The organism is Cupriavidus sp. 8B (assembly GCF_054589115.1).
Genome location: NZ_BAAILO010000026.1, coordinates 64,876 through 83,790 on the forward strand (window position 1 = coordinate 64,876; position 18,915 = coordinate 83,790).

The 18,915-nt window shown below is 65.5% G+C and carries 14 protein-coding genes; 3 read left to right on the forward strand and 11 right to left on the reverse strand.

The window, feature by feature from the left end:
* Positions 1 to 711: 711 nt before the first annotated feature.
* The 7 genes from ACYP5B_RS02400 to ACYP5B_RS02430 form a co-directional block, all read right to left on the reverse strand.
* On the reverse strand, positions 712 to 909 hold the full coding sequence (locus ACYP5B_RS02400) for a hypothetical protein (RefSeq protein WP_318232263.1): 198 nt from the start codon (positions 907 to 909) through the stop codon (positions 712 to 714).
* 173 nt (positions 910 to 1,082) lie between these two features.
* Complete coding sequence (locus ACYP5B_RS02405) at positions 1,083 to 1,634, reverse strand: surface-adhesin E family protein (RefSeq protein WP_400096292.1); 552 nt, start codon at positions 1,632 to 1,634, stop codon at positions 1,083 to 1,085.
* A 350-nt stretch (positions 1,635 to 1,984) separates the two neighbouring features.
* On the reverse strand, positions 1,985 to 2,839 hold the full coding sequence (locus tag ACYP5B_RS02410; RefSeq protein ID WP_400096291.1) for a helix-turn-helix domain-containing protein: 855 nt from the start codon (positions 2,837 to 2,839) through the stop codon (positions 1,985 to 1,987).
* A 127-nt stretch (positions 2,840 to 2,966) separates the two neighbouring features.
* Positions 2,967 to 4,988 carry a sigma-54-dependent Fis family transcriptional regulator gene (locus tag ACYP5B_RS02415; protein ID WP_459568424.1) on the reverse strand — a complete coding sequence of 674 codons (2,022 nt, stop codon included), beginning with the start codon at positions 4,986 to 4,988 and terminating at the stop codon, positions 2,967 to 2,969.
* A gap of 372 nt (positions 4,989 to 5,360) precedes the next feature.
* Entirely contained in the window at positions 5,361 to 5,867 is a 507-nt protein-coding gene (locus tag ACYP5B_RS02420) for an acetone carboxylase subunit gamma (RefSeq protein WP_318232259.1), read from the reverse strand.
* A 61-nt stretch (positions 5,868 to 5,928) separates the two neighbouring features.
* Positions 5,929 to 8,253: a hydantoinase B/oxoprolinase family protein gene (locus ACYP5B_RS02425; RefSeq protein WP_459568425.1), complete on the reverse strand. Its 2,325-nt coding sequence runs from the start codon at positions 8,251 to 8,253 to the stop codon at positions 5,929 to 5,931.
* Between the two features lie 11 nt (positions 8,254 to 8,264).
* A complete protein-coding gene (locus ACYP5B_RS02430; RefSeq protein ID WP_459568426.1) occupies positions 8,265 to 10,409 on the reverse strand; it encodes a hydantoinase/oxoprolinase family protein in 2,145 nt (714 codons plus the stop codon).
* A 388-nt stretch (positions 10,410 to 10,797) separates the two neighbouring features.
* Between ACYP5B_RS02430 and ACYP5B_RS02435 the strand changes: the two genes are divergently transcribed.
* From ACYP5B_RS02435 to ACYP5B_RS02445, 3 genes are all read left to right on the forward strand, one after another.
* Positions 10,798 to 12,111 (forward strand): hemolysin family protein, encoded by a 1,314-nt coding sequence (locus tag ACYP5B_RS02435; RefSeq protein ID WP_459568427.1) that lies wholly within the window; start codon positions 10,798 to 10,800, stop codon positions 12,109 to 12,111.
* 255 nt (positions 12,112 to 12,366) lie between these two features.
* Positions 12,367 to 13,713, forward strand: a complete 1,347-nt coding sequence (locus ACYP5B_RS02440) for an EAL domain-containing protein (RefSeq protein ID WP_459568428.1) — start codon at positions 12,367 to 12,369, stop codon at positions 13,711 to 13,713.
* A gap of 113 nt (positions 13,714 to 13,826) precedes the next feature.
* Positions 13,827 to 13,958 (forward strand): entericidin A/B family lipoprotein, encoded by a 132-nt coding sequence (locus ACYP5B_RS02445; protein ID WP_006163387.1) that lies wholly within the window; start codon positions 13,827 to 13,829, stop codon positions 13,956 to 13,958.
* A gap of 45 nt (positions 13,959 to 14,003) precedes the next feature.
* Here ACYP5B_RS02445 and ACYP5B_RS02450 read toward each other — a convergent pair whose 3' ends face one another.
* From ACYP5B_RS02450 to ACYP5B_RS02465, 4 genes are all read right to left on the reverse strand, one after another.
* On the reverse strand, positions 14,004 to 15,668 hold the full coding sequence (locus tag ACYP5B_RS02450; RefSeq protein ID WP_459568429.1) for a phospholipase D-like domain-containing protein: 1,665 nt from the start codon (positions 15,666 to 15,668) through the stop codon (positions 14,004 to 14,006).
* 96 nt (positions 15,669 to 15,764) lie between these two features.
* Positions 15,765 to 16,409 carry a bifunctional 4-hydroxy-2-oxoglutarate aldolase/2-dehydro-3-deoxy-phosphogluconate aldolase gene (gene eda, locus ACYP5B_RS02455; RefSeq protein ID WP_318232253.1) on the reverse strand — a complete coding sequence of 215 codons (645 nt, stop codon included), beginning with the start codon at positions 16,407 to 16,409 and terminating at the stop codon, positions 15,765 to 15,767.
* A 65-nt stretch (positions 16,410 to 16,474) separates the two neighbouring features.
* Positions 16,475 to 17,410, reverse strand: coding sequence for a sugar kinase (locus ACYP5B_RS02460; protein WP_318232252.1), 936 nt, complete (start codon positions 17,408 to 17,410; stop codon positions 16,475 to 16,477).
* A 96-nt stretch (positions 17,411 to 17,506) separates the two neighbouring features.
* Positions 17,507 to 18,775 carry an amino acid deaminase gene (locus tag ACYP5B_RS02465; RefSeq protein WP_459568430.1) on the reverse strand — a complete coding sequence of 423 codons (1,269 nt, stop codon included), beginning with the start codon at positions 18,773 to 18,775 and terminating at the stop codon, positions 17,507 to 17,509.
* Positions 18,776 to 18,915 lie beyond the last annotated feature (140 nt).

Below are 18,915 nucleotides of genomic sequence, written 5' to 3' on the forward strand. Positions count from 1 at the left end.
GCATCGCTTTTGATTGGGTGCTGAACTTGTGCCTGGGTGTATCGGAGCGTATCCGACTTGCTGCAATGCGCAATAAGACCTTAACAACTCGAGACTAAAAAGTCACGTTTCGATCACGCAACGTTTGCAACAAATTGAAACCCCGGCCGTCCAAACGCCGCTTTCCGCGCGCCTCTCGAGCCCGGGCATCACATTGGGCGTGCCGTCGGATCATCGCTTGGTGCCTCGCAGGGCACGTTGGGGGCGCAGCCATTTCTTCAGCTATTTCCCCTGCGGCGCCACCACGGCTGGGCAAGGCGGCGGGCGAAAATCCGCCTGCCGTCATGACCGCTGGTCCATGCGTCCTACATGGGGATAGCACCCGAATCTGCAACGCTAGGATATGGATCGCACGGAGTCAACGTGCGTAGCGAGCACGTGGGCAGCACCGGAACGGCGCATTGCGCACCTGCAAAATCGTGCACTGCACTGGAATCATGCGGAATGGATCCGCCGCGCCCAAAAAAAGAGAGGCCGTAGCCTCTCGATCGGGTTCCGCCTCGATGCCAGTCCCCCCGGATGGCGCATGGCGCCGCTGGGCATCGGTACCCGGGCCCGCTGCATCGCGCGCTTCACGCGCGACGCAGCGGGCACAGGCGGCGTGGCGAACTAGCTCGACAGCAAGCGCGCGCACCGGCACGCTGGCTGCCCGTCGCCTTTCACTAACGGCGCTCAGGCGCCTTTATTCATCATCTTGTCGGCATCAGGAGGCGCATGGTTCTTTTTCTTCTTGGCCGGCTTCTTCGTCATCTTGCCAGAGCTTGACGCCGCTGGCTTGTCGCCGGCCGCGGGCGCGGCAGGCGCCGACGCCTGGGCATAAGCGCCCGCACCAAACATGGCCAGCGTCAACATCACGATCCACTTCTTCATATCAGCCTCCTGGTCAGCTGTGGAAAGAAGCCTGCCCGCAGCCCTTGGTGGCGCTAGGCACCTGCGCTTCGTGACTACCAAAACGAAGCAAGGGACAAATGGGTTGACGCATCAGCCAGCCTATCGACACTGCAGCGCAACATCCGGCCTGCCTGCGGGTGCCGGCACAGGCATCAAGGACACAAGCGGCCGAGCAGTTCGCCGGGGACAGTGCCTGCGCTGGCAGGCTGCGGCATGCCAGCGTGAGGGGCGCTGATGGTGTACAGCGATTCGCCGCGCGCATAACGCTTAGCGTAGAGCGTCTGCTCCACCACCGCATACATGGATGTGGCGCAATTGAACACCATGCGCTTGAGCGAGGAACGGATCGGCTCGCCACTGGTGGTGCGGATCACGCCGGCCGGCGCGTTGCGCATGACCGCGACACCGACCTCGGGACCACGCCGTCGCACCGAAGTCTTGTCGAAGTAAGAGATCACCCCGTTGGCGCCCATCAGGGGCAGCCAGCGCTGCGGATCAGGCGCTGAAGGATCGGGCGCGGCCAGCACGGTGCAACCTTCGCGCGGCGTGGAACGGAAGACAACACCCCCGCTGGGAGCCTGGCATTCATATAAACCCGCCGTGGCGGCGGGGCGAACCGTAGCAACAGGCTCGGCATACGCGGCAAGACAGACACTGCTGCCAACCAGCACGGCGGCAGCGTGGAAAAAGGCGCGCAAGGACATGGACGGACCCTCGTGTAGACCAAAAAGCAACGCGCATTGTCGCACACCACGCTGCGCAAGCTGTCGCCCGCGCGCGCTGGCCGCCTGTCTTGCTACGCGTGCCGGGCGCGCCAGGCGATGTTGAAGCATGGATTTCCAAGGCAGCTTTCCGACATGCCTGAATTGGAAATTTCTATTAAGAATTTTTCAATTCAAATCATTCGGAAATTTCCCAAAGCAAAGAAGCTACAAAACTTCTCATTTCAGGAAGTCTCCCAAACGTCAAGCAAGCGCACCATGACTCGCCTGCTGGCAGGCTCCTTTTCTCAGCCGTTTGATGGCGCACGAGGTATCCCGGTCAAGGCCGCCGGCTACTGCGACAGCGCCTCGAGCGCATGGCGTGAAGCCTCATCGGCCGGGAAGAAACACTCGATACGCATCTCCTGCAGCGTGACGTCCTGCGGAATGCCCAGCGTGGTCAGCGTCGAGAACAGGGAGGCGCGAAAACCGTCGGCGGCAAGCGCCACCGGCAGCATCGGCGGCGGCGTCCGCTCGGCGGCATCGTCGTCAAACAGCGGGACGCCGGCCGGGCCAACCATATCGGGATGCCAGTCTGCAATGCGCTCGAAGATCGCGCGCGCCGTCTGGTCCTGCGCCTGCGTCTGCAACTCCTGCCACACGCGCCGCAGCAGGTAGCGCCCGACCTGGCGCGCGTTGTCGATGACCGGCCACAAGCCGTCCGGATTGAAGACCGTCAGCATCAGGTTGATGCGCCCGCCGCCCTCCTCCAGCTTGGACGGTGCGCGCCCACCCAGCAGCAGGCCAATCATGTTGCGGTATGCCTGGTTGGCGTCGAGCATGTTCCAGAATCGGTCCAGCACCACGGCGGGATAGGGCTCCTGCTTGGACAGGATGAGCGCCACCGCCTGCTGCACCATCTGCAGCGCGGGCGCGGCCAGGCCGTGCTCGGTATAGGCCGGCGCAAAGCCACTGGCAAGCAGCAGGCGGTTGCGCTGGCGCAGCGGCACGCCAAGGCGGTCCGCCAGCGACAGCACCATTTCGCGGCTGGGCCGGGCGCGGCCGGATTCAAGGAAGCTGATATGCCGCTGCGATACCCCGGCGGCCAGCGACAGCGCAAGCTGGCTGTAGCCGCGCTTGCCGCGCCAGTAACGCAGCAGGCCGGGGAAATCGAGGGCGGTTTCGGAACTGGGGGTTAGGGTGTCCATGACGGCATTACAGCACGGCCCGGGCCGCCGCGCGACTACCTGTGAGGTAATCGCCGGGCCTGCGCCCATGCGGCAACGCAGCGCCGGTCTTCGATGAAGTGCCGCCGGCGACGTCGGGCATGACGCGCTATGTCGCCCGCCCGCGTGTTTCGCTCAGGGCGGCGCCCAAGCCGTATTTCCGAATCTTCTCATACAGGGTGCTCTTCGCGATGCCAAGGCGCGAAGCGGCCCTGGTCAGGTTGCCGCCGCTGTACGCCAGGGCCTTGCGGATGGATTCCGATTCCGCCATCTCGAGCGAGCAAGCCGGCTCGGGCGCATTGCCGGCGATGTCCTTTGGCCCGCTGACGCCGCCTGGCGTGCCCACAGAGCTGATTTCGAGCGGCAGCTTGTCCACGGTGATCACGCCGCCCGCGCTCATCAGCAAGGAGCCCTCCAGCGCGTTGCGCAACTCGCGGACATTGCCCGGCCAGTCGTAGGCAAGCAGGCATCGGTAAGCCTCGTCGTCGAACGATGCCACCGGCAGGCCGTAGCGCTCGCATAGCTGGCCAAGCCAGTGCGTGACCAGGGCCGGGATGTCGTCCTTGCGCTGGCGCAAGGACGGTATCGCGATATTGGTCACGGCGATGCGGTAGAACAGGTCCATGCGGAACTTGCCCGCGGCCACATCGTCGCGCAGGTTGCGGTGGGTGGCGGCGACCAAGCGAAAACTGACCTTGCGCGGCGTATTCTCGCCGAGCCGGTAGATCTCCCCCTCCTCCAGCACGCGTAGCAGGTGCGGCTGTATGTCAAGCGGCATTTCGCCGATCTCGTCGAGAAACAGCGTCCCCCGGTTGGCGGCCTCGATCTTGCCGGCTGCGCCCGACCTGCGCGCGCCGGTGAACGCGCCCTCGGCATAGCCAAAGAGTTCGCTTGCGAGCAGGTCCCGCGACAGCCCCCCGCAATTGAGCGCCACGAACGGGCCTTGCGCGCAAGCGCTGGCCTGGTGAATTCCTTGCGCAAACAACTCCTTGCCGACGCCGGTCTCGCCCAGCAGCAGCACCGGCACCCTGGATGGTGCCAGGTGCTGCGCCTTCTCCACGGCCGAGCGCAAGGCGGCACCGTTGCCGACGATCCGGGAAAACGCCGGCGCCGGGCCCGGCCGCATGGCCGGCACGCCCGCAGCACCCGCTGCAAGACGATGCGGCGCGGCAGGAATCACCACCACGAAACCCAGCATGTCACCGTTATCGCGGATCGCTTCGAAGCGGGTCAGCTTGAGCCATTCTGGGAGCGGCCCGGATCCGGCGCGCGCCACCCGGGCGTCCAGGCCGGGGATGGAAAACGCGCTGTTCAGCACCGTGCTCACGCCCAGCCGCGCCAGCGCCGAAGGCGCCTGCGGATTGGCCTTGACCAGGCGCCCACCTTCGTCGAGGACAAGCACGCCATCGCTGCGCACCGATGCGAAATGGCTCATGCAGCGATCCAGCAAGCGCAGGCGGCGCTCCATGGCCAGCTTGGCCAGCCGGCTTTCGATCCTGCCGGCCAGCGACACGGTCAGCGCCAGGCTATGCCAGCTATAGGTCTGCGCCAGGCCTGAGACGTCGATCACGCCGAGCACGGCGCCGTCCAGCGGATCGCGGATGACCGTGGCCGAGCAGGTCCAGCGCTTGATACCGGCACAGAAATGCTCGGCACCGTGGATTTGCACAGGTTGTTGCAAGGCCAGCGCGGTGCCGATGGCATTGGTCCCGCAGTTGAGCTCCTTCCAGTCGCAGCCCGGAATCAGGCCGACTTCCCCGGCGGGCTCGACGATGCGCATGTCGCCCTCCTGCTGGAGGATCATCCCGTCAGGATCGGCCAGCAGCATGATGGTGCCCGTCTGCGAGAGAAACTCGCGGGTCTGCTGTATCAGGGGCAGGCTGGTACTGACCAGCCGATCGTTCTTCTCCCGCCGCGCCCTCAGGCCGCTTTCGTCAAGCGGCGGCGGCGCGGCGCCGGCAGCGGGATCAACCCGGCCCACCAGGCACCGGTGCCAGGAATCGTCGACCACGCAGCGCAGTTCGCCGGCGCTCGCCTCACCACCGTCGATCAGGTGCTCCCAGGCGGACATGATGCTGGCGTCATGGTCTGGATGGGAAAACCAGTCCATCGGTGTGCTGGCTTCTTGCATTCCGTGTCTCCTTGCGGGGGCCCGCCCAATGCGGGCCAGGATGGCCGGTTCACCGGCTCTGTGTCTTGCTTCGCCTGCTTCGCGGGACTTGCGCCCGCTTCACGCATTTCATGCATCCTACTCCCGACGGCGCTGCCAAAACCAGCCGGGACTTGCCCCCCTCCTAGTAGAGCAAAACCCAGGCCACACGCCAGCCGCTCGGCCTGCCGGGCCGCACGCGCACCTGATCGACCGGCAGGGGCCACTTGCGACCGGCCGAAAACGAAACGGCCGTCCGGAAATCGAACGGCCGCCAGGCCTGCGCCAAAGGATGGACGATCCATCCCCAGGCCCGGATGTGGAGAAACGATTACCGCGATGCCGAGGCCCGCATCAATCCACGCGTTCGGGCAGTGGCAGCTTCACCCAGTCGGTATAGAACGCCTCGATGTCCGGCTCGAAGTCGTGGATCACCGGATACCACGGCGTGGGGGCTTCCACATCGTGCATGGTTCCGCACTTGGGGCAGTAGTACTCGCGGTACACCTGCCATTGCGTATCCGGCGCCATGAGTTGCGGATAGACCTCGGCCATGGCTTCGTCCGTGTCGCGCACATAGACGTTGGCGTGCAGCTTCCAGTTCTCCCGGTAGTCGCAGAAAACATGGCCGCAGTCGCATTGCGTGACCCACTTTTTGGTCTTGGCCTGCTGCACGATAAACATGTGCGGGCTCAAAGGCAGCACGATGCGATCATCCCAGTCGAGCTTCTTCTGCAGCGCTTGCACGTATAGCTGGAAGCGCGCGGCATCCTTGGGCATCGACAGCATGCGCAGGGTGGTGTCCCAGTCGAGCTTGCCGTCGACCAGGTTCTTGACCTGTTCACTGGTGTAGGTGGACATCTTGAATCCTCTCTGGCGTATTGACTAACTAATGTGTGCGTTCGTTAGCGCCGGCCTGGCCTCACTCTTCGACCAGCACCACGGTGTTGACGTCGGGCATCTTGGACAGGTCCATGCGGTACCTGGAGCCATAGGTCGGCACGTCCAGTTCGTCCTCGGTCAAGGTCCACGAGTCAGGCAGGTCCCAGAACGTCCGGAACTGTTGCTCGAACGTCTTCGACAGGCCGAAGCTGGTGGCAAACATGTGCTGCACCTGGGTCGAGGCATGCTTGACCAGGATCCGCTCGCGCTCGCCCTTCATCCATTCCTGGACAGGCTGCGAACGCGCCAGGCGCTGGTTGCGGATCTCGATTCGCTTCAGCGCGGCCTGTTTGGCATCCACCTTCCAGATCCCGTTGCCATCCTTGGTCGCGACCGCGCCATATACCTTCTGCGCGTATTCCGGCAGCAGCAAGGCGTTGTTCAGGTCCTGCTCGATGGCTCCGACCTCGCGGTCGAGCGGGTCGCCAAAGCCCGGGCCGCCACGCAGGTAGTTCAGGTAGAGGTCGTAGTTGTCGTAGCAGTCTTCGGTGGTCATGCACTGCTGGTCGCGCTTGACGACCGCGCCGGCGTTGAGGTGATTCTCGTAGTCCGGCAGGTCCGGATTGGCATCGCCACCCAGCGGCAGGCTGTCGCCGCCGGCGATGCGCTCCTTCAGGCCGGTCTTGTGGGCCTCGAAGCGGTAGCCGGTAGCTGCGGGATAGCCGCCCATCAGGCCCCAGTCGCTGTTCATATAACCGTTGCCCATGAAGAACATGGTCCAGTCCTGCGCTTTCCACACCATGCGCAGCGTCTCGAAGCCGCAGCCGCCCCGATACTTGCCATAGCCGCCGGAATTGGCCTTGGCGTTGCGTCCCAGGTAAAGCAGGGGCTCGGCCATTTCCCAGATTTCGATGTCCCCCATATCGCCTTCCGGGTTCCAGATCGCCGCGGCGTGGTTGAGGCCGTCCTTGATGGCGCTGGCGCCGGTGCCGCACGACGAAGCCTCGAAACTGTTGACGGCGTGGATCTCGCCTTCCTGGTTGATGCCGCCGCCCTGCAGCCAGTTGGAGGTGTTGGCGTTGCCGGCGTTGACCTCTTCCAGGTAGCCGCGGCTGAAGTAGGCCTGCGACAAACCGCGCCACATCGCGCTCCAGCCCGAGACCAGGAAGTGCCAGGCATAGGCATGGCCGGTACGGCGGTCGTCCGGGTTCATCCAGGTGCCCTTGGGCAGATGGAACTCCGTGCCGAAATAGGCGCCGTCGTTGATGCGCTGCGTGGGCACCAGCGTTTGCGTCATCATCACCCAGATACCGCTGGTAAAGGCCACATGGTGGGCGTTATAAGAATGCCAGCCCCAGCGGCTCGCGCCTTCGAAATCCAGGCGCCACGAACCGTCCTTGCGGATTTCCATTTCCACCGGCGAATGCATGATCGAATCGAGCTTGGCGAAGGCCGACGAGGTCTGCACGTCGGGGTGGTTGTACGGCACGTCGACAAAGGCCACCTTGCGATACTTGCCCGGCAGGGTCATAGCCTTGATGCGCGTCTGCAGGCCGCGGCGCCCTTCCTCGATCACCTCGTAGGCAAACTCCTCGTAGGCTTGCAGCCCTTCGTCCTCGATCACCTCCTCGATCAGGTCGCGGATCATGTGGCAGCCGGCGATGCGGGTGCGCTCGTCGAGTATCCAGTATTTCGGCGTGCGTACCGAGCGCTGGCTTTCATGCAGCCAGTCGCGCAGCGGGGTGTCGTTCACGCCGGTCTTGCGGCAGGTGATCATGTAGCCGTCGCCGAAGCGCTGCACCTGCCCGGTGGACATGGACCCCGGCGTCACCGCGCCGGTGTCGATCACGTGGGTCACGCCGCCCACCCAGCCCACCAGCTTGCCATGCGCGAAGATCGGCACGATGGTGGCGATATCGCAGGGATGGACATTGCCGATCGTGCAATCGTTGTTGGTGAACATATCCCCGGGATGGATGCCGGGATTGGTCTCCCAATCGTTCTCGATCATGTACTTGATCGCGGCCCCCATCGTACCGACGTGGATGATGATCCCGGTGGAAGTCAGCACGCAGTCGCCCGCGGCGTTGTAGAGCGTGAAGCACAGCTCCCCTTCCTGCTCGACGATCGGGCTGGCGGCGATCTTCTTGGCCGTTTCACGGGCGTGCACCAGGCCGCCGCGCAGCTTGGAGAAAAGCTTCTCGTAGCGGATCGGGTCCCGTTCGCGGAATGCCAGGCGCGTAAGCCCGTTGTAGTGGCCGGTGTTGGCCGTACGCTCCAGGATGGCGTCGCGGAACTGCTTGAGCGTCTCGCCGGTCTTGAGCAGGTCGGCGAGCCCGACTTCCTTGCTGGACATCATATTCATGGCTGGTCTCCTTACTTCACTTCTTTGAGATGGAAGAGGTGATGCTTGTCGAGCGTGGTGGCAAAGCCCTCGGGCACCACAAAGGTGGTCGCGTCCGACTCGATGATGGCGGGCCCGATGATGGTGTTGCCGGGCTGCAGCGCTTCCATCTTCCACAGCACCGCGTCATGCCACTTTCTCTGGCGATACAGCGGGCGCGTGCCCAGGCGGGCTTGCGGGGGCGGCGTCGGGCCGCTTTCCGGGTCTTCCGGCAGCACCGGCTTCTGGGTGATCACCATGCCGCGCATGATGGCGCCGGTGACGGAGAAACCCAGCTCGGGAGAATGCGCAGAACTGGCGTACACGCGGCCATAGGTTTCCTCGAAGGCATCGACGATCTGGTCCCAATCGCCCGCCGTGGCGGCATTGGCGATCGGCGAGCTGATTTCCAGGTCGTTGAGCTGGCCCATGTACTGCATGCGGTAACCCGGGCGCAGGATCACGTCTTCGGCCTTGAAGCCGTTGATCTTGAACTCCTCGATCACCTTGGTGGCCAGGTCCGACCACGCCTTCTGGATGGTCTGGGCCGCCTGGGCCTTGTCCGCATCGGCGGCGTCCTGCGGCAGCGCCAGGTCGACGCTCTTGTCATAGCGGTACTCGAAGTCCGCGCAGGCGCAGCCGAATGCCGAAAAGCCCGCCGCCCACGCCGGCACGATCACGTCCTTGAAGCCCAGGCCTTCCGTGTAGCCATAGGTATGGACCGGCCCCGCGCCGCCGTAGGAAAAGCACACGAACTCGGTCGGGTTGTAGCCCTTGGCGCTGACGTTGGATCGCAGGTACTCGCGCAGTTGCAGGTCGAGCAGTTCGATCACGCCCGCTGCCGCGTCCTCCACCGACAAGCCCAGCGGCTCGGCGATCTGCGCCTTGATATGCTGCCGCGCCCGCTCCACGTCCAGCTTGATGGCACCACCAAGGAAGTTGTCGGGATTGAGGTAGCCCAGCACCACATGGCAATCGGAGACCGACACCGTGTCCAGCCCGCTCTCCGGCCAGCAGGTGCCGACGCGGTAGCCCGCGCTGTCCGGGCCGAGCTTGATGGCGCCGCTGTAGGGATCAAGCCGCACGAAGCTGCCCGCGCCGGCGCCCACCGAGTCCATCGTCACCAGGGGCAAGGACAGCACCAGCCGCGCCATATCGGGATCGGCGGCGATGGCGAAGTTGCCCTTGGTGATGAGCGCCATGTCGAACGAAGTGCCGCCGATGTCGGAACAGGCGATATTGTCATAGCCAAGGGTTTCGCCGAGCAGCTTGGAGCCGATCACGCCGCCGATCGGGCCGGATACGATGGTGCGCGCCAGTTCCTTGGCCTTCCAGCTGATGGTGCCGCCGTGGGTGGCCATCACCCGCAGGTCGAACCTGGCGCCGTGCTTCCTGAACCGGTCGCTGACCTTCTTGAGGGTCTGCCGCGAAGGCTCGGCCGCGTACGCCTCCAGCACCGTGGTGTTCATCCGGTGGCTTTCCTTGCGCTGCGGGTAGTAATCCACCGAGGCGAACACCGGGATATCGGCACCCAGCTTCTTGAGTTCATCGCGCGTGATATCGCGCGCTTGCTGCTCGCTGGTACCGTTCTTGTGCGATTGCAGAAAGCAGATCACGATGGCCTGGGACCCGGCCGCCACCAGCTCACGTGTCGCCTGACGCACCTCGCTATCCCGCAGCGGAATCACGATCTCGCCCTGCACATCGGTGCGTTCGGTCACGCCGCGGGTGCGTGACAGGGGCACCAGCGGTTCGTCGTAGCGATGCGTATTGAGATGTATACGCTCCTCCAGCGCGTATCCCAGGTAGCTCTGGATGGCCCGCCCCATCGAATGGACGTGCTCGAAGCCCTTGTTCACCATCAGGCCCACGGCCAGCCCCTTGCGCTGCACCACACGATTGAGCATCGCGGTGCCCGAGTACACGCAGGTCAGCAGTTCGGGATACACGTCGTCGACCCCGCGCTGCCAGTGCGCAAGCGCGTCCTCCGAGGAGTTGAAGATGGCCAGGGATTCGTCTTCCGGGTTGCTTTGCGCCTTGCCGACGACGAACCGCCCGTCGCCGCGCACAAAGAAGGTGTCGGTCATCGTGCCGCCGGCGTCGATGCCCATCACCTGGACTTGTGATTGCACTTCCATGCTTGTCTCCTTGCTTTGTCAGCGTTCACGGCGGCTGCCAGGCAGCGCCGTTGCCAAACGCACCGCATGGCACGGTGGTTCGGTCTCTGTATCGCAACCGCTGTGCCAGATCCTGGAGACAAGCTTTTTTTCTTTTTATATCAAGGAGATATGGAGTATTTTCAGGCAAGGGAGCCGGACGGGTCCCGACTTGCACCGTCTCGAACGTCGTGTTTTCGAACGGGGGAATCGTTCGGTTTCCGCGCTGCCCCCGGCGCAGGCGCGATCAGCGCAAAGTGACGCAGGGCCATGGGCATGCCAATCCCGGGAAGCCCGCGGCGGCCCTGACACACAGCAATGTTATGCTTTGGCCCTCGATAACTCCTGCGCGCACAGGGCGCGCACCCTGATGGAAATTGCCATATTACTGGCGCTGATTCTGATCAACGGCCTGTTCGCGATGTCTGAGATCGCCTTGATGACGGCCCGCAAGGCCCGCTTGCAGCGGCGCATCGAGGAAGGCGACCGCGGCGCGATCGAAGCGATCAAGCTGGGCGAGGATCCCACCCGGTTTCTGTCTACCGTCCAGATCGGCATCACCTCCATTGGCGTGCTCAACGGCGTCGTTGGCGAATCCACCCTGGCGCAGCCGCTCGGCGTCTGGTTGCAGGGCTTTGGCATGCAGGACTCGACCGCAGGCTGGGTGGCGACCACCATCGTGGTGGCCGGCCTGACCTATTTCTCCATCGTGCTGGGCGAACTGGTGCCCAAGCGCCTCGGCCAGATGGCCCCCGAAACCATCGCGCGCCTGGTCTCGCGCCCGATTTCCTTCCTGGCGCTGGCCTCCACCCCGTTTGTCAAGCTGCTCTCCAGCTCAACCCGGCTGGTGCTGCGCATGCTTGGCGTGAAAAGCGGCCGCGGCCCGGCGGTGACCGAAGAAGAGATCCATGCCCTGCTGGTGGAAGGCTCGGAGGCCGGCGTCATCGAGCAGCACGAGCACACCATGGTGCGCAATGTGTTCCGCCTGGACGACCGCCAGCTCACCTCGCTGATGGTGCCACGCGGCGATGTGGTCTGCCTGGACGTGGAAGTCCCGCTGGAAGAAAACCTGCGCCGCATCGAAGAGTCCGATCACTCGCGCTTCCCGGTGGTGCGCGGCGGCATGCACGACATGCTGGGCGTGGTGAGCGCCCGCCAGTTGCTGGCGCGCCGCCTGCGCGGCGAGCCGACCGATCTCGCCACCGTGGCGCAGCCCCCGGTTTTCGTGCCGGAGAGCGTGACCGGCATGGAACTGCTGGAGAATTTCCGCGTTTCCGGCGGCCAGATCGCCTTTGTCATCGACGAATACGGCGAGGTACTGGGCCTGGTGACGCTGCAGGACCTGATCGAGGCCATCACCGGCGAGTTCAAGCAGGATGGCGTGGGCGAGGAATGGGCCGTGCAGCGCGAGGACGGCTCCTGGCTGCTCGACGGCCTCATTCCCATCCCCGAACTGAAAGACCGCATTGGCCTGCGCCAGGTGCCGGAAGAGGACAAGGAACGCTACCACACGCTGTCCGGCATGTTGCTGCTGTTGCTGGGCCGCCTTCCGCAGACCGGCGACACCGTGCGCTGGGGCGACTGGAAGTTCGAGATCGTGGACATGGACGGCAAGCGCATCGACAAGGTACTGGCGTCGCGCGTGCTGCCCGACGACGGCGCCGACGCCGAGACCACCGGCTGACCCCCAAACCCGCCTGCCGCCGAAACTTGATCTGCGTCAAGCCCCGGCGAATCCGCACTATCCCTGTATCCGCCACGCTTCGGGCGGCGCCTGCTCTCCCGTATGATCGTCACTGTGCCGTGCCGTCCCTGACACCGGCTTGAGGGCCTGATCCCCGAGCCGGCGCGCGGATGGCACGGCGGTTGCCGCGGTCAAGGCTTAGCCTGGCCGCGCTCATGCCACCGTGGCGAATTCATGCTGCCCACAGGGACCCCCATGCACCCAGACGCAGACGATGCCGTCCGCTCGCCGGAGGTGGACCCCCATGTAAGAAGCGACTTCGCGGCTGCCGTGATGGCGCGGCGGCAGCAGTCGCTGGCCACGGAGCGGCGCTTCGTGGTGCTGGTGATCCACCTCGACCGCTTTACCCGCGCCAGCGAAACGCTCGGCGCCGAACTATCGACGCGGCTGCGCGCGCAGGTCGCGGCGCGCGTAGCCGCGCTGGCGCTGACGGCCGAAGTGAGCTGGCTGGGCCAGGCGGACCTCGGCGCGGCCGTGCCGCTGCCCCCACAGCTACAGCCCGCGACCGATCCCGGGGCAGCGGCGCTGCGCCTGGCGCGCACCGTGGCCGCGGGCCTGGCGCGGCCATTCGTGCAGGGCGGGTTCGAGCTGTTCCTGTCCAGCAGCATTGGCGTGGCGCTGGACGAACCCGACAAGCCGGCGGAGCGTAGCCTCCAGGAAGCCTATGACGCGATGCTGCGCGTGCGCAAACGCGGCGGCGACGGCGTTGCCGGCAGTGTCGTTGCCACGCCTGCGTCACTTTCCGCACCGATCCTGGCCGCCCTGCCCTATGCCTTGGCGCGCGGGCAGATCGCGCTGAACCTGCAGGCAAGGGCATCGCTGGCCACGGGGTGCGTGACCGGCTACACGGCGCGGCTGCGTTGGCAGAGCCCTGAGTTGGGGCGTGTTGCGCCGCAGGACTTCCTGCCCGCGCTGGAGTCGCTTGGCATGATGGGCGAGGTGGCACGCTGGTTGATGGAACACGCCTTACCCTTGCTGGACTGCCCCGGCGTCGCCGCCCCGGTGGAACTGTCGTTGCTGGTTTCCAGCGCCCAGTTGCACGGCACCCCGCTGATCGATACCTTGCTGCGTACCCTGGCGGCACGCAAGCTCGACCCGGCAAGGATCTGCCTTGAAATTCCCGGCGAGGCCTTGCTCGCCGACGACCATGTTGCGGCCGCCAAGCTCGCCACGCTGCGCGGCGCGGGCCTGCGCTTTGCCCTGAGCGACTTCGCCGACGCGCCCGGTGGCACGGCAACCCTGGAGCGGCTGCAACCTGACTTGCTCACATTCAACGCGCGCTGCATCGGCAGCACCGACCAGCCAGGCAAGCCGGACCAGGCCGGCGCCGCCGCGCACCTGCAAGCCGCCTGCGAGCAGGCACGGCGCCTTGGCTTGCCAGTCTGTGCCAAAGGCATCGAAACGCGGCACCAACTGGCCGAAGTACGACGCTGGGGCTGCTGTGCCATACAGGGCTACTTGCTGGCGCAGCCCTTCCCGGCCCACTGGCTGGCGCAGACACATGCCGCAATCTGTGTACGTTCACGTGAATTGCTCGCCTAGGATGTGCCGCCGTCCTGGCACGATCGGTTACAAAATGGCACGTATCGTGCTTCAATAGAGTGTCGCGACAACGGTAGAATTGCGGCGAATTCAATGACCGAAAGGAGTCTGGCGTGAAAAAAGGATGGATCTTCTGCGTTCTGTTTGCCACCCTGCTGGCTGGCTGCAACACCATGGCCGGCCTGGGCCAGGATATTCAGAAGGGTGGCCAAAAGCTGGAAGGCGCAGCCGATCGCAGTAAGTAAGATGCGCTGCCGGCAACGGAGCGCCAGGCATGGCGCTCCGCGGCATCACAGCAACTGCTCCGGCGTGAACGGCGCCAGTACGTCGATCCACAAACGCTTCTGCCAGGTGGTATCCGGCTCGGTATCGAGCACCACCGCCTTTTCCCCCTTGCCGTCCACCCACTGCAAAGCGCCCTGATCGGACAAGCGCACCAGGTAGCTGTTGTCGTCGATCGCCCCGGCGAACAGCTTCGCGACTTGCTGCGCCAGCTTGGGGCTATGGATGATCAGCCCCGTCTCCGTGTTCTGGCTGGCCGAGCGTGGGTCGAAGTTCATCGATCCCACGAACAGGTTGGTCCGATCAGCAACGGCCGCCTTCACATGCAGGCTGGCCTGCGACGACGTGTAATCCCCGATGGCTTTCTGCGGCCGGCCGGGCCGCGACTTGAGCTCATGCAGCTCCACCCCCGCGCGCAGAAGATCGGGCCGGTAGCGCCGGTAGCCGACATGGACGATGGGCGCATCGGTCGCGGCCAGCGAATTGGTCAGCACCCGCACCTGCACGCCCCGCTTGACCAGATCCGCCATCCACGCCACCCCACGGTCGCCCGGGATGAAATAAGGGGAGATCAGGATCACCTCCTGGCTCGCCCCGCTCAACATGCGGCCCAACTCCTCGCTCATGGTCTCGCCGGCGGCCGGCGCCTGGTCCGGCGCGGCTTTGCTCGGCGCGTCGACCATCACGCTTGCCGAAGCCCATTCGAGAGCCAGCTTGCCCCCAGCCGTGAACTGGCGGCCGAGGAAGCTGTCCCGCGCATCGATCTTGCCGGGAAGCGTCATGCCCTGTGCTTCGATACGCTTGCTTTCGGTCTCAGGATCGACCAGGGCCTGCTCGGGCCGCGCCGCGCTGGCGGCGGTGGCGGAGGCCGCGTCCGCCGCCTCCGCCACCGTCGCCAGCGTTTCCACCGACACAGCCAGCGGGTTGTTCCAGTATCGGTCGAACGCGGCAGAGAGCCGCCGTACCGCGGGGCCGGCGGCGATCACGTCAAGGTCGACGAAATTCGTGTCCGGGGCGCGCAGGAAGTAGGCGTTGCCGACATTGCGCCCGCCTGTCATGGCCAGCGCGTTGTCGGCGATAAAGGCCTTGTTGTGCATGCGGCGGTTGAGCCGCCGGACATCGGTGGCGGACGAGAGCATCCGTGTCAGCTTGGAGAAGCGCCCCGCCGGAAACGGGTTGAACATGCGCACTTCGATATTGCGATGGCCAGCGAAGCGCAGGAAGGCGCGATCCTCGCCGTCGCTATGCAGGTCATCCACCAGCACGCGTACGCGCACGCCCCGCTCGGCGGCAGCGCGCACGTGGCGCAGGATCTCGCGGGATGACTCGTCGGCCTCGATGATGTAGTACTGGAGGTCCAGGGTGCGCGTGGCATGGTCGGCCAGCGAAATCAACGTGCCGTAGGCTTCTTCGCCAGAGGCGATCACGTGAAAGCCGGAAAGCGCCGGATCGGGCGAGCTCTGCGCAACCAGCCGCCCGAGAGCGGTAGTAGAAGGATCGGCCAGGGCTGCGCTCCGCTCGCGCGGCACATCCTTCGGCAGGCTGGCGCAACCCTCGGCAAACAGGACGAACGCGCAGATCAGCGCACGGCCGAGCCAGTGGGCCAGCATCGCGCCGCGGCCACGGGAGCCTGCCATGCTACCCGGCGCCGGGCCCGCCAATCGCACAGTCATGCTGCCTCCAGCAATCGGGATATGCCAAGCTTACAACCTGGCACGGCGGCCCGCTATCCGCCTTTGTCCGACGCCTGGGGCTTCCCCTTGGGGGCTTCAGACGGACTTGCGCAGCGCAGCAGCCTCCTGCGCCAACGTGCGCACCCGCGCCCAGTCGCCCTTGGCCACGGCGTCCTTGGGCACCACCCAGGAGCCGCCAACGCAAACCACATTGGGCAGCGCGAGGTAGGTTGGCGCGCGGGCAAGGTCGATGCCGCCCGTGGGGCAAAAGCGCAGTTGCGCGAACGGCCCGTACAGCGACTTGAGCATCGGCACCCCGCCCGACGCTTCCGCCGGGAAGAACTTCAGGAACTTGAAACCGGCTTCCATCGCGGCCATCGCCTCGCTGGCGGTGGCGACGCCAGGCAACAGTGCCACGCCCGCGCCCTGCGCGGCCACGGCCAGCGCCGGCGTGAGCCCGGGCGAAACCGCGAACCGCGCGCCGGCATCGCTCACGGCCTTCAGGTCGGCCGCCGTGAGCACCGTGCCCGCGCCCACGCAGGCTTGCGGGAAGGCTGCCGCCACCGCCTTGATGGCTTCCAGCGCCACGGGCGTGCGCAGCGTGATTTCCAGCACCGGCAGGCCGCCGCCGATCAGGGCTTCGGACACATGCAGGGCTTCGTCCACGGAGGAGAACTCGAGCACCGGGATCACCGGCACGTTAACAAGGCGTTCGATCAGCGAGGGAGATTGAGTTTGCATGGCAGTGGATCTTCGGTCAGGTCGGACGGTTGAGCTCAAAGCTTGAGAGATTGAGTGCTTAAGAATCAGGCGATCACGGAAACCGACTGCGCCATTCGCGCCAGCACGGTTTCGGTGGATGGGATGGGCGCCACGGCGCCGTAGCCGGTGGTGGACAGCGCGGCCGCCACGTTGGCGTAGCGCGCGGCTTCGAAGGGATCGTCGCCGCCGGCCAGCCGCGCGACAAAACTGCCGCCAAAGCAATCGCCGGCACCGGTCGCATCCACCGGGCGCACCGGGTACGGCGCCACCAGCGTGCGCGCCTCGGGGGTGGCCACATACGCGCCCTCCTCGCCCAGCTTCAGCGCTACCAGCCCGATGCCGCAGCCCAGCAGGTAGTCGACGATGGCGTCGCGGTCATTGAGGCCCGTCAGCACGGTGATGTCGTCCCAGCTCGGCAGGCACACATCGGTCAGCGCGAAGGCCTCGCGCATGATGCCGCGCGCCCGCGCCAGGGTCCACAGGCGCAGGCGCAGGTTGGTGTCGAGCGTGACCTTGCACCCCGCCTTGCGCGCATGCTCCATCGCCGCCAGGCCGGCATCGCAGGCGCTGGTGCTGATGGCCAGGCTGATGCCGGACACGTGCAGGTAGCGCGCCTCGGCAATGGCATGGTGGGGCAGGTTCTCGTGGCTGTAGTGGCTGGCCGCCGAGCCGCTGCGCAGGTAGTCGAAGCGGTGGCCGTGCGCGTCGTGGGTGACGAAGTACACGCCGGTGGGTGAGCCCGCGTCGATGCGCACGTGGCGGGTATCCACCCGCTCTTGCGTCCACAGCGCCAGCAGCCGCTCGCCGAAGGTGTCCTCGCCCACCGCGCTGATATAGCCGGCGCGGGCGCCCTGGCGCGCCGCGGCGATGCAGAAATTGGAAGTGTCGCCGCCAAAGCCCTGCAGGTAGCGCGCGGGATCGTCGGGCTGCTGGTTGAACTCAACCAGCGCTTCGCCGAAGGCGAGAATGTCGATGCTCATGGTGCAAGCGTCCCCAGTTGTCACTGTTGTAGCTGTCGTTGCTATCGTTGCTGTCGTTGCTGTTATCGCTGTCGTTGCTGCTGCGTGCGGCGCCGCTCAGAAGAACGTCTGCACGAGATCGATCACGCGCAGGTCGCCGTCGAGCACCGGAATGTGGCGCCACTTGTCGAAGGTAAGGCATGGATGGGAGATATCAAAGGCCACCATGTCGCCGACCTGGACATCGTCGCCCGGGCGGATCGCCAGGTAAGCGTGCTGGTCCATCATGCCCGTCACCTCCCAGTGCGCGGGCACCGCCACCGGCGCGCTCGCGCCGGGCCGGTAAACCTGCGCCGGGATCGGCATGCCCGCATCGAAGGCGGCATCACGCTTGCCCATGCCGATGATGGCGCGTTCCGGCTCGGGAATCGATTGCACATAGGCCCACAACTGCAAGGCCGGCAACAGGCCCTCGCGCATCTTCTGCGCAACCGGGTTGCTGGCAAGAATGCGTTTTTGCGCGGCGCGGTAGATGCCCACGTCATGCGTGAGGTAGCAGCCCGGGCGCAGCACGATGTCGATCGGCGCGCCGATGTCGGTGCGGGCGAACTCCTCCGCCACCACGTCGTACCAGGCCGAGCCCGCGCCGGACATCACCACCGGGCTGCGGCCAAAGCGGCCGGCCGCGAACAGCTCGCGCGTCACCGCCACGGTACGCCGCAGGAAGTCGCGGATGTCGGCCTCTTCCTGGAGCACGCCCTCGTAGATTTCCACGCCGGCCAGCGACAGCACGCCGGGCCAGCGCGCCAGCGCCGCAAGCACCGCTTCTTGCTGCTGCGCGTCGCGCACGCCGGTGCGCCCGCCTGGCACGCCTAGTTCCAGCAGGACCTGCAGCTTCTGGCCGCGCGCGCGGAAGTATGAACCCAGCTGGTCCACCAGCGCCGCCGAATCCACCAGCGTAAAGAACTCGAAATCCGGATCGCGCAGCAGGTCGGCCACGATTTCCATATTGCGCCGGCCCACCAGCTGGTTGGCCATCAGCACGCGCCGTACGCCGTGCGCGTACGCGGCGGCGGTCTGGTGCGCGGTGGCCAGCGTGATGCCCCAGGCGCCGGCGGCCAATTGGCGCGCGAACAGCTTGGGCGCCATGGTGGTCTTGCCATGCGGCGCCAACTGCACGCCGTACTCGCCCATGAAGCGGCGCATCCACTCCAGGTTATGCGCCAGGCGTTCTTCATACAGCACCGCGGCCGGCAGGCTGAGGTCTTCGGCCAGCAATTGCCAGCCCACCTGGCCGGCTTCGTCGGGTGCCAGCGGGGCGTCGAGCTTGCCCAGCGCCTTGTTGAGCGGATCGATCGTGCCGGTTTGGTACTTTATTTCACGCATGCTGTCATCATCCTGCAAAATTCCGATTGACGTAATGATAGCCTTGAAATTACGATATTTCACCCTTGTTATAAAGTAACATTCAAAGCTGGCTCCGGGACGACATTGCGCACCCGGGACGGCTCGCCTCCACCACTGAC

Excerpts from the sequence above, each read along its gene's own strand:
- ACYP5B_RS02400 (WP_318232263.1), bottom strand. The coding sequence starts at position 909 with ATGAAGAAGTGGATCGTGATGTTGACGCTGGCCATGTTTGGTGCGGGC.
- ACYP5B_RS02405 (WP_400096292.1), bottom strand. The coding sequence starts at position 1,634 with ATGTCCTTGCGCGCCTTTTTCCACGCTGCCGCCGTGCTGGTTGGCAGC.
- ACYP5B_RS02410 (WP_400096291.1), bottom strand. The coding sequence starts at position 2,839 with ATGGACACCCTAACCCCCAGTTCCGAAACCGCCCTCGATTTCCCCGGC.
- ACYP5B_RS02415 (WP_459568424.1), bottom strand. The coding sequence starts at position 4,988 with ATGCAAGAAGCCAGCACACCGATGGACTGGTTTTCCCATCCAGACCAT.
- ACYP5B_RS02420 (WP_318232259.1), bottom strand. The coding sequence starts at position 5,867 with ATGTCCACCTACACCAGTGAACAGGTCAAGAACCTGGTCGACGGCAAG.
- ACYP5B_RS02425 (WP_459568425.1), bottom strand. The coding sequence starts at position 8,253 with ATGAATATGATGTCCAGCAAGGAAGTCGGGCTCGCCGACCTGCTCAAG.
- ACYP5B_RS02430 (WP_459568426.1), bottom strand. The coding sequence starts at position 10,409 with ATGGAAGTGCAATCACAAGTCCAGGTGATGGGCATCGACGCCGGCGGC.
- ACYP5B_RS02435 (WP_459568427.1), top strand. The coding sequence starts at position 10,798 with ATGGAAATTGCCATATTACTGGCGCTGATTCTGATCAACGGCCTGTTC.
- ACYP5B_RS02440 (WP_459568428.1), top strand. The coding sequence starts at position 12,367 with ATGCACCCAGACGCAGACGATGCCGTCCGCTCGCCGGAGGTGGACCCC.
- ACYP5B_RS02450 (WP_459568429.1), bottom strand. The coding sequence starts at position 15,668 with ATGACTGTGCGATTGGCGGGCCCGGCGCCGGGTAGCATGGCAGGCTCC.
- eda (WP_318232253.1), bottom strand. The coding sequence starts at position 16,409 with ATGCAAACTCAATCTCCCTCGCTGATCGAACGCCTTGTTAACGTGCCG.
- ACYP5B_RS02460 (WP_318232252.1), bottom strand. The coding sequence starts at position 17,410 with ATGAGCATCGACATTCTCGCCTTCGGCGAAGCGCTGGTTGAGTTCAAC.
- ACYP5B_RS02465 (WP_459568430.1), bottom strand. The coding sequence starts at position 18,775 with ATGCGTGAAATAAAGTACCAAACCGGCACGATCGATCCGCTCAACAAG.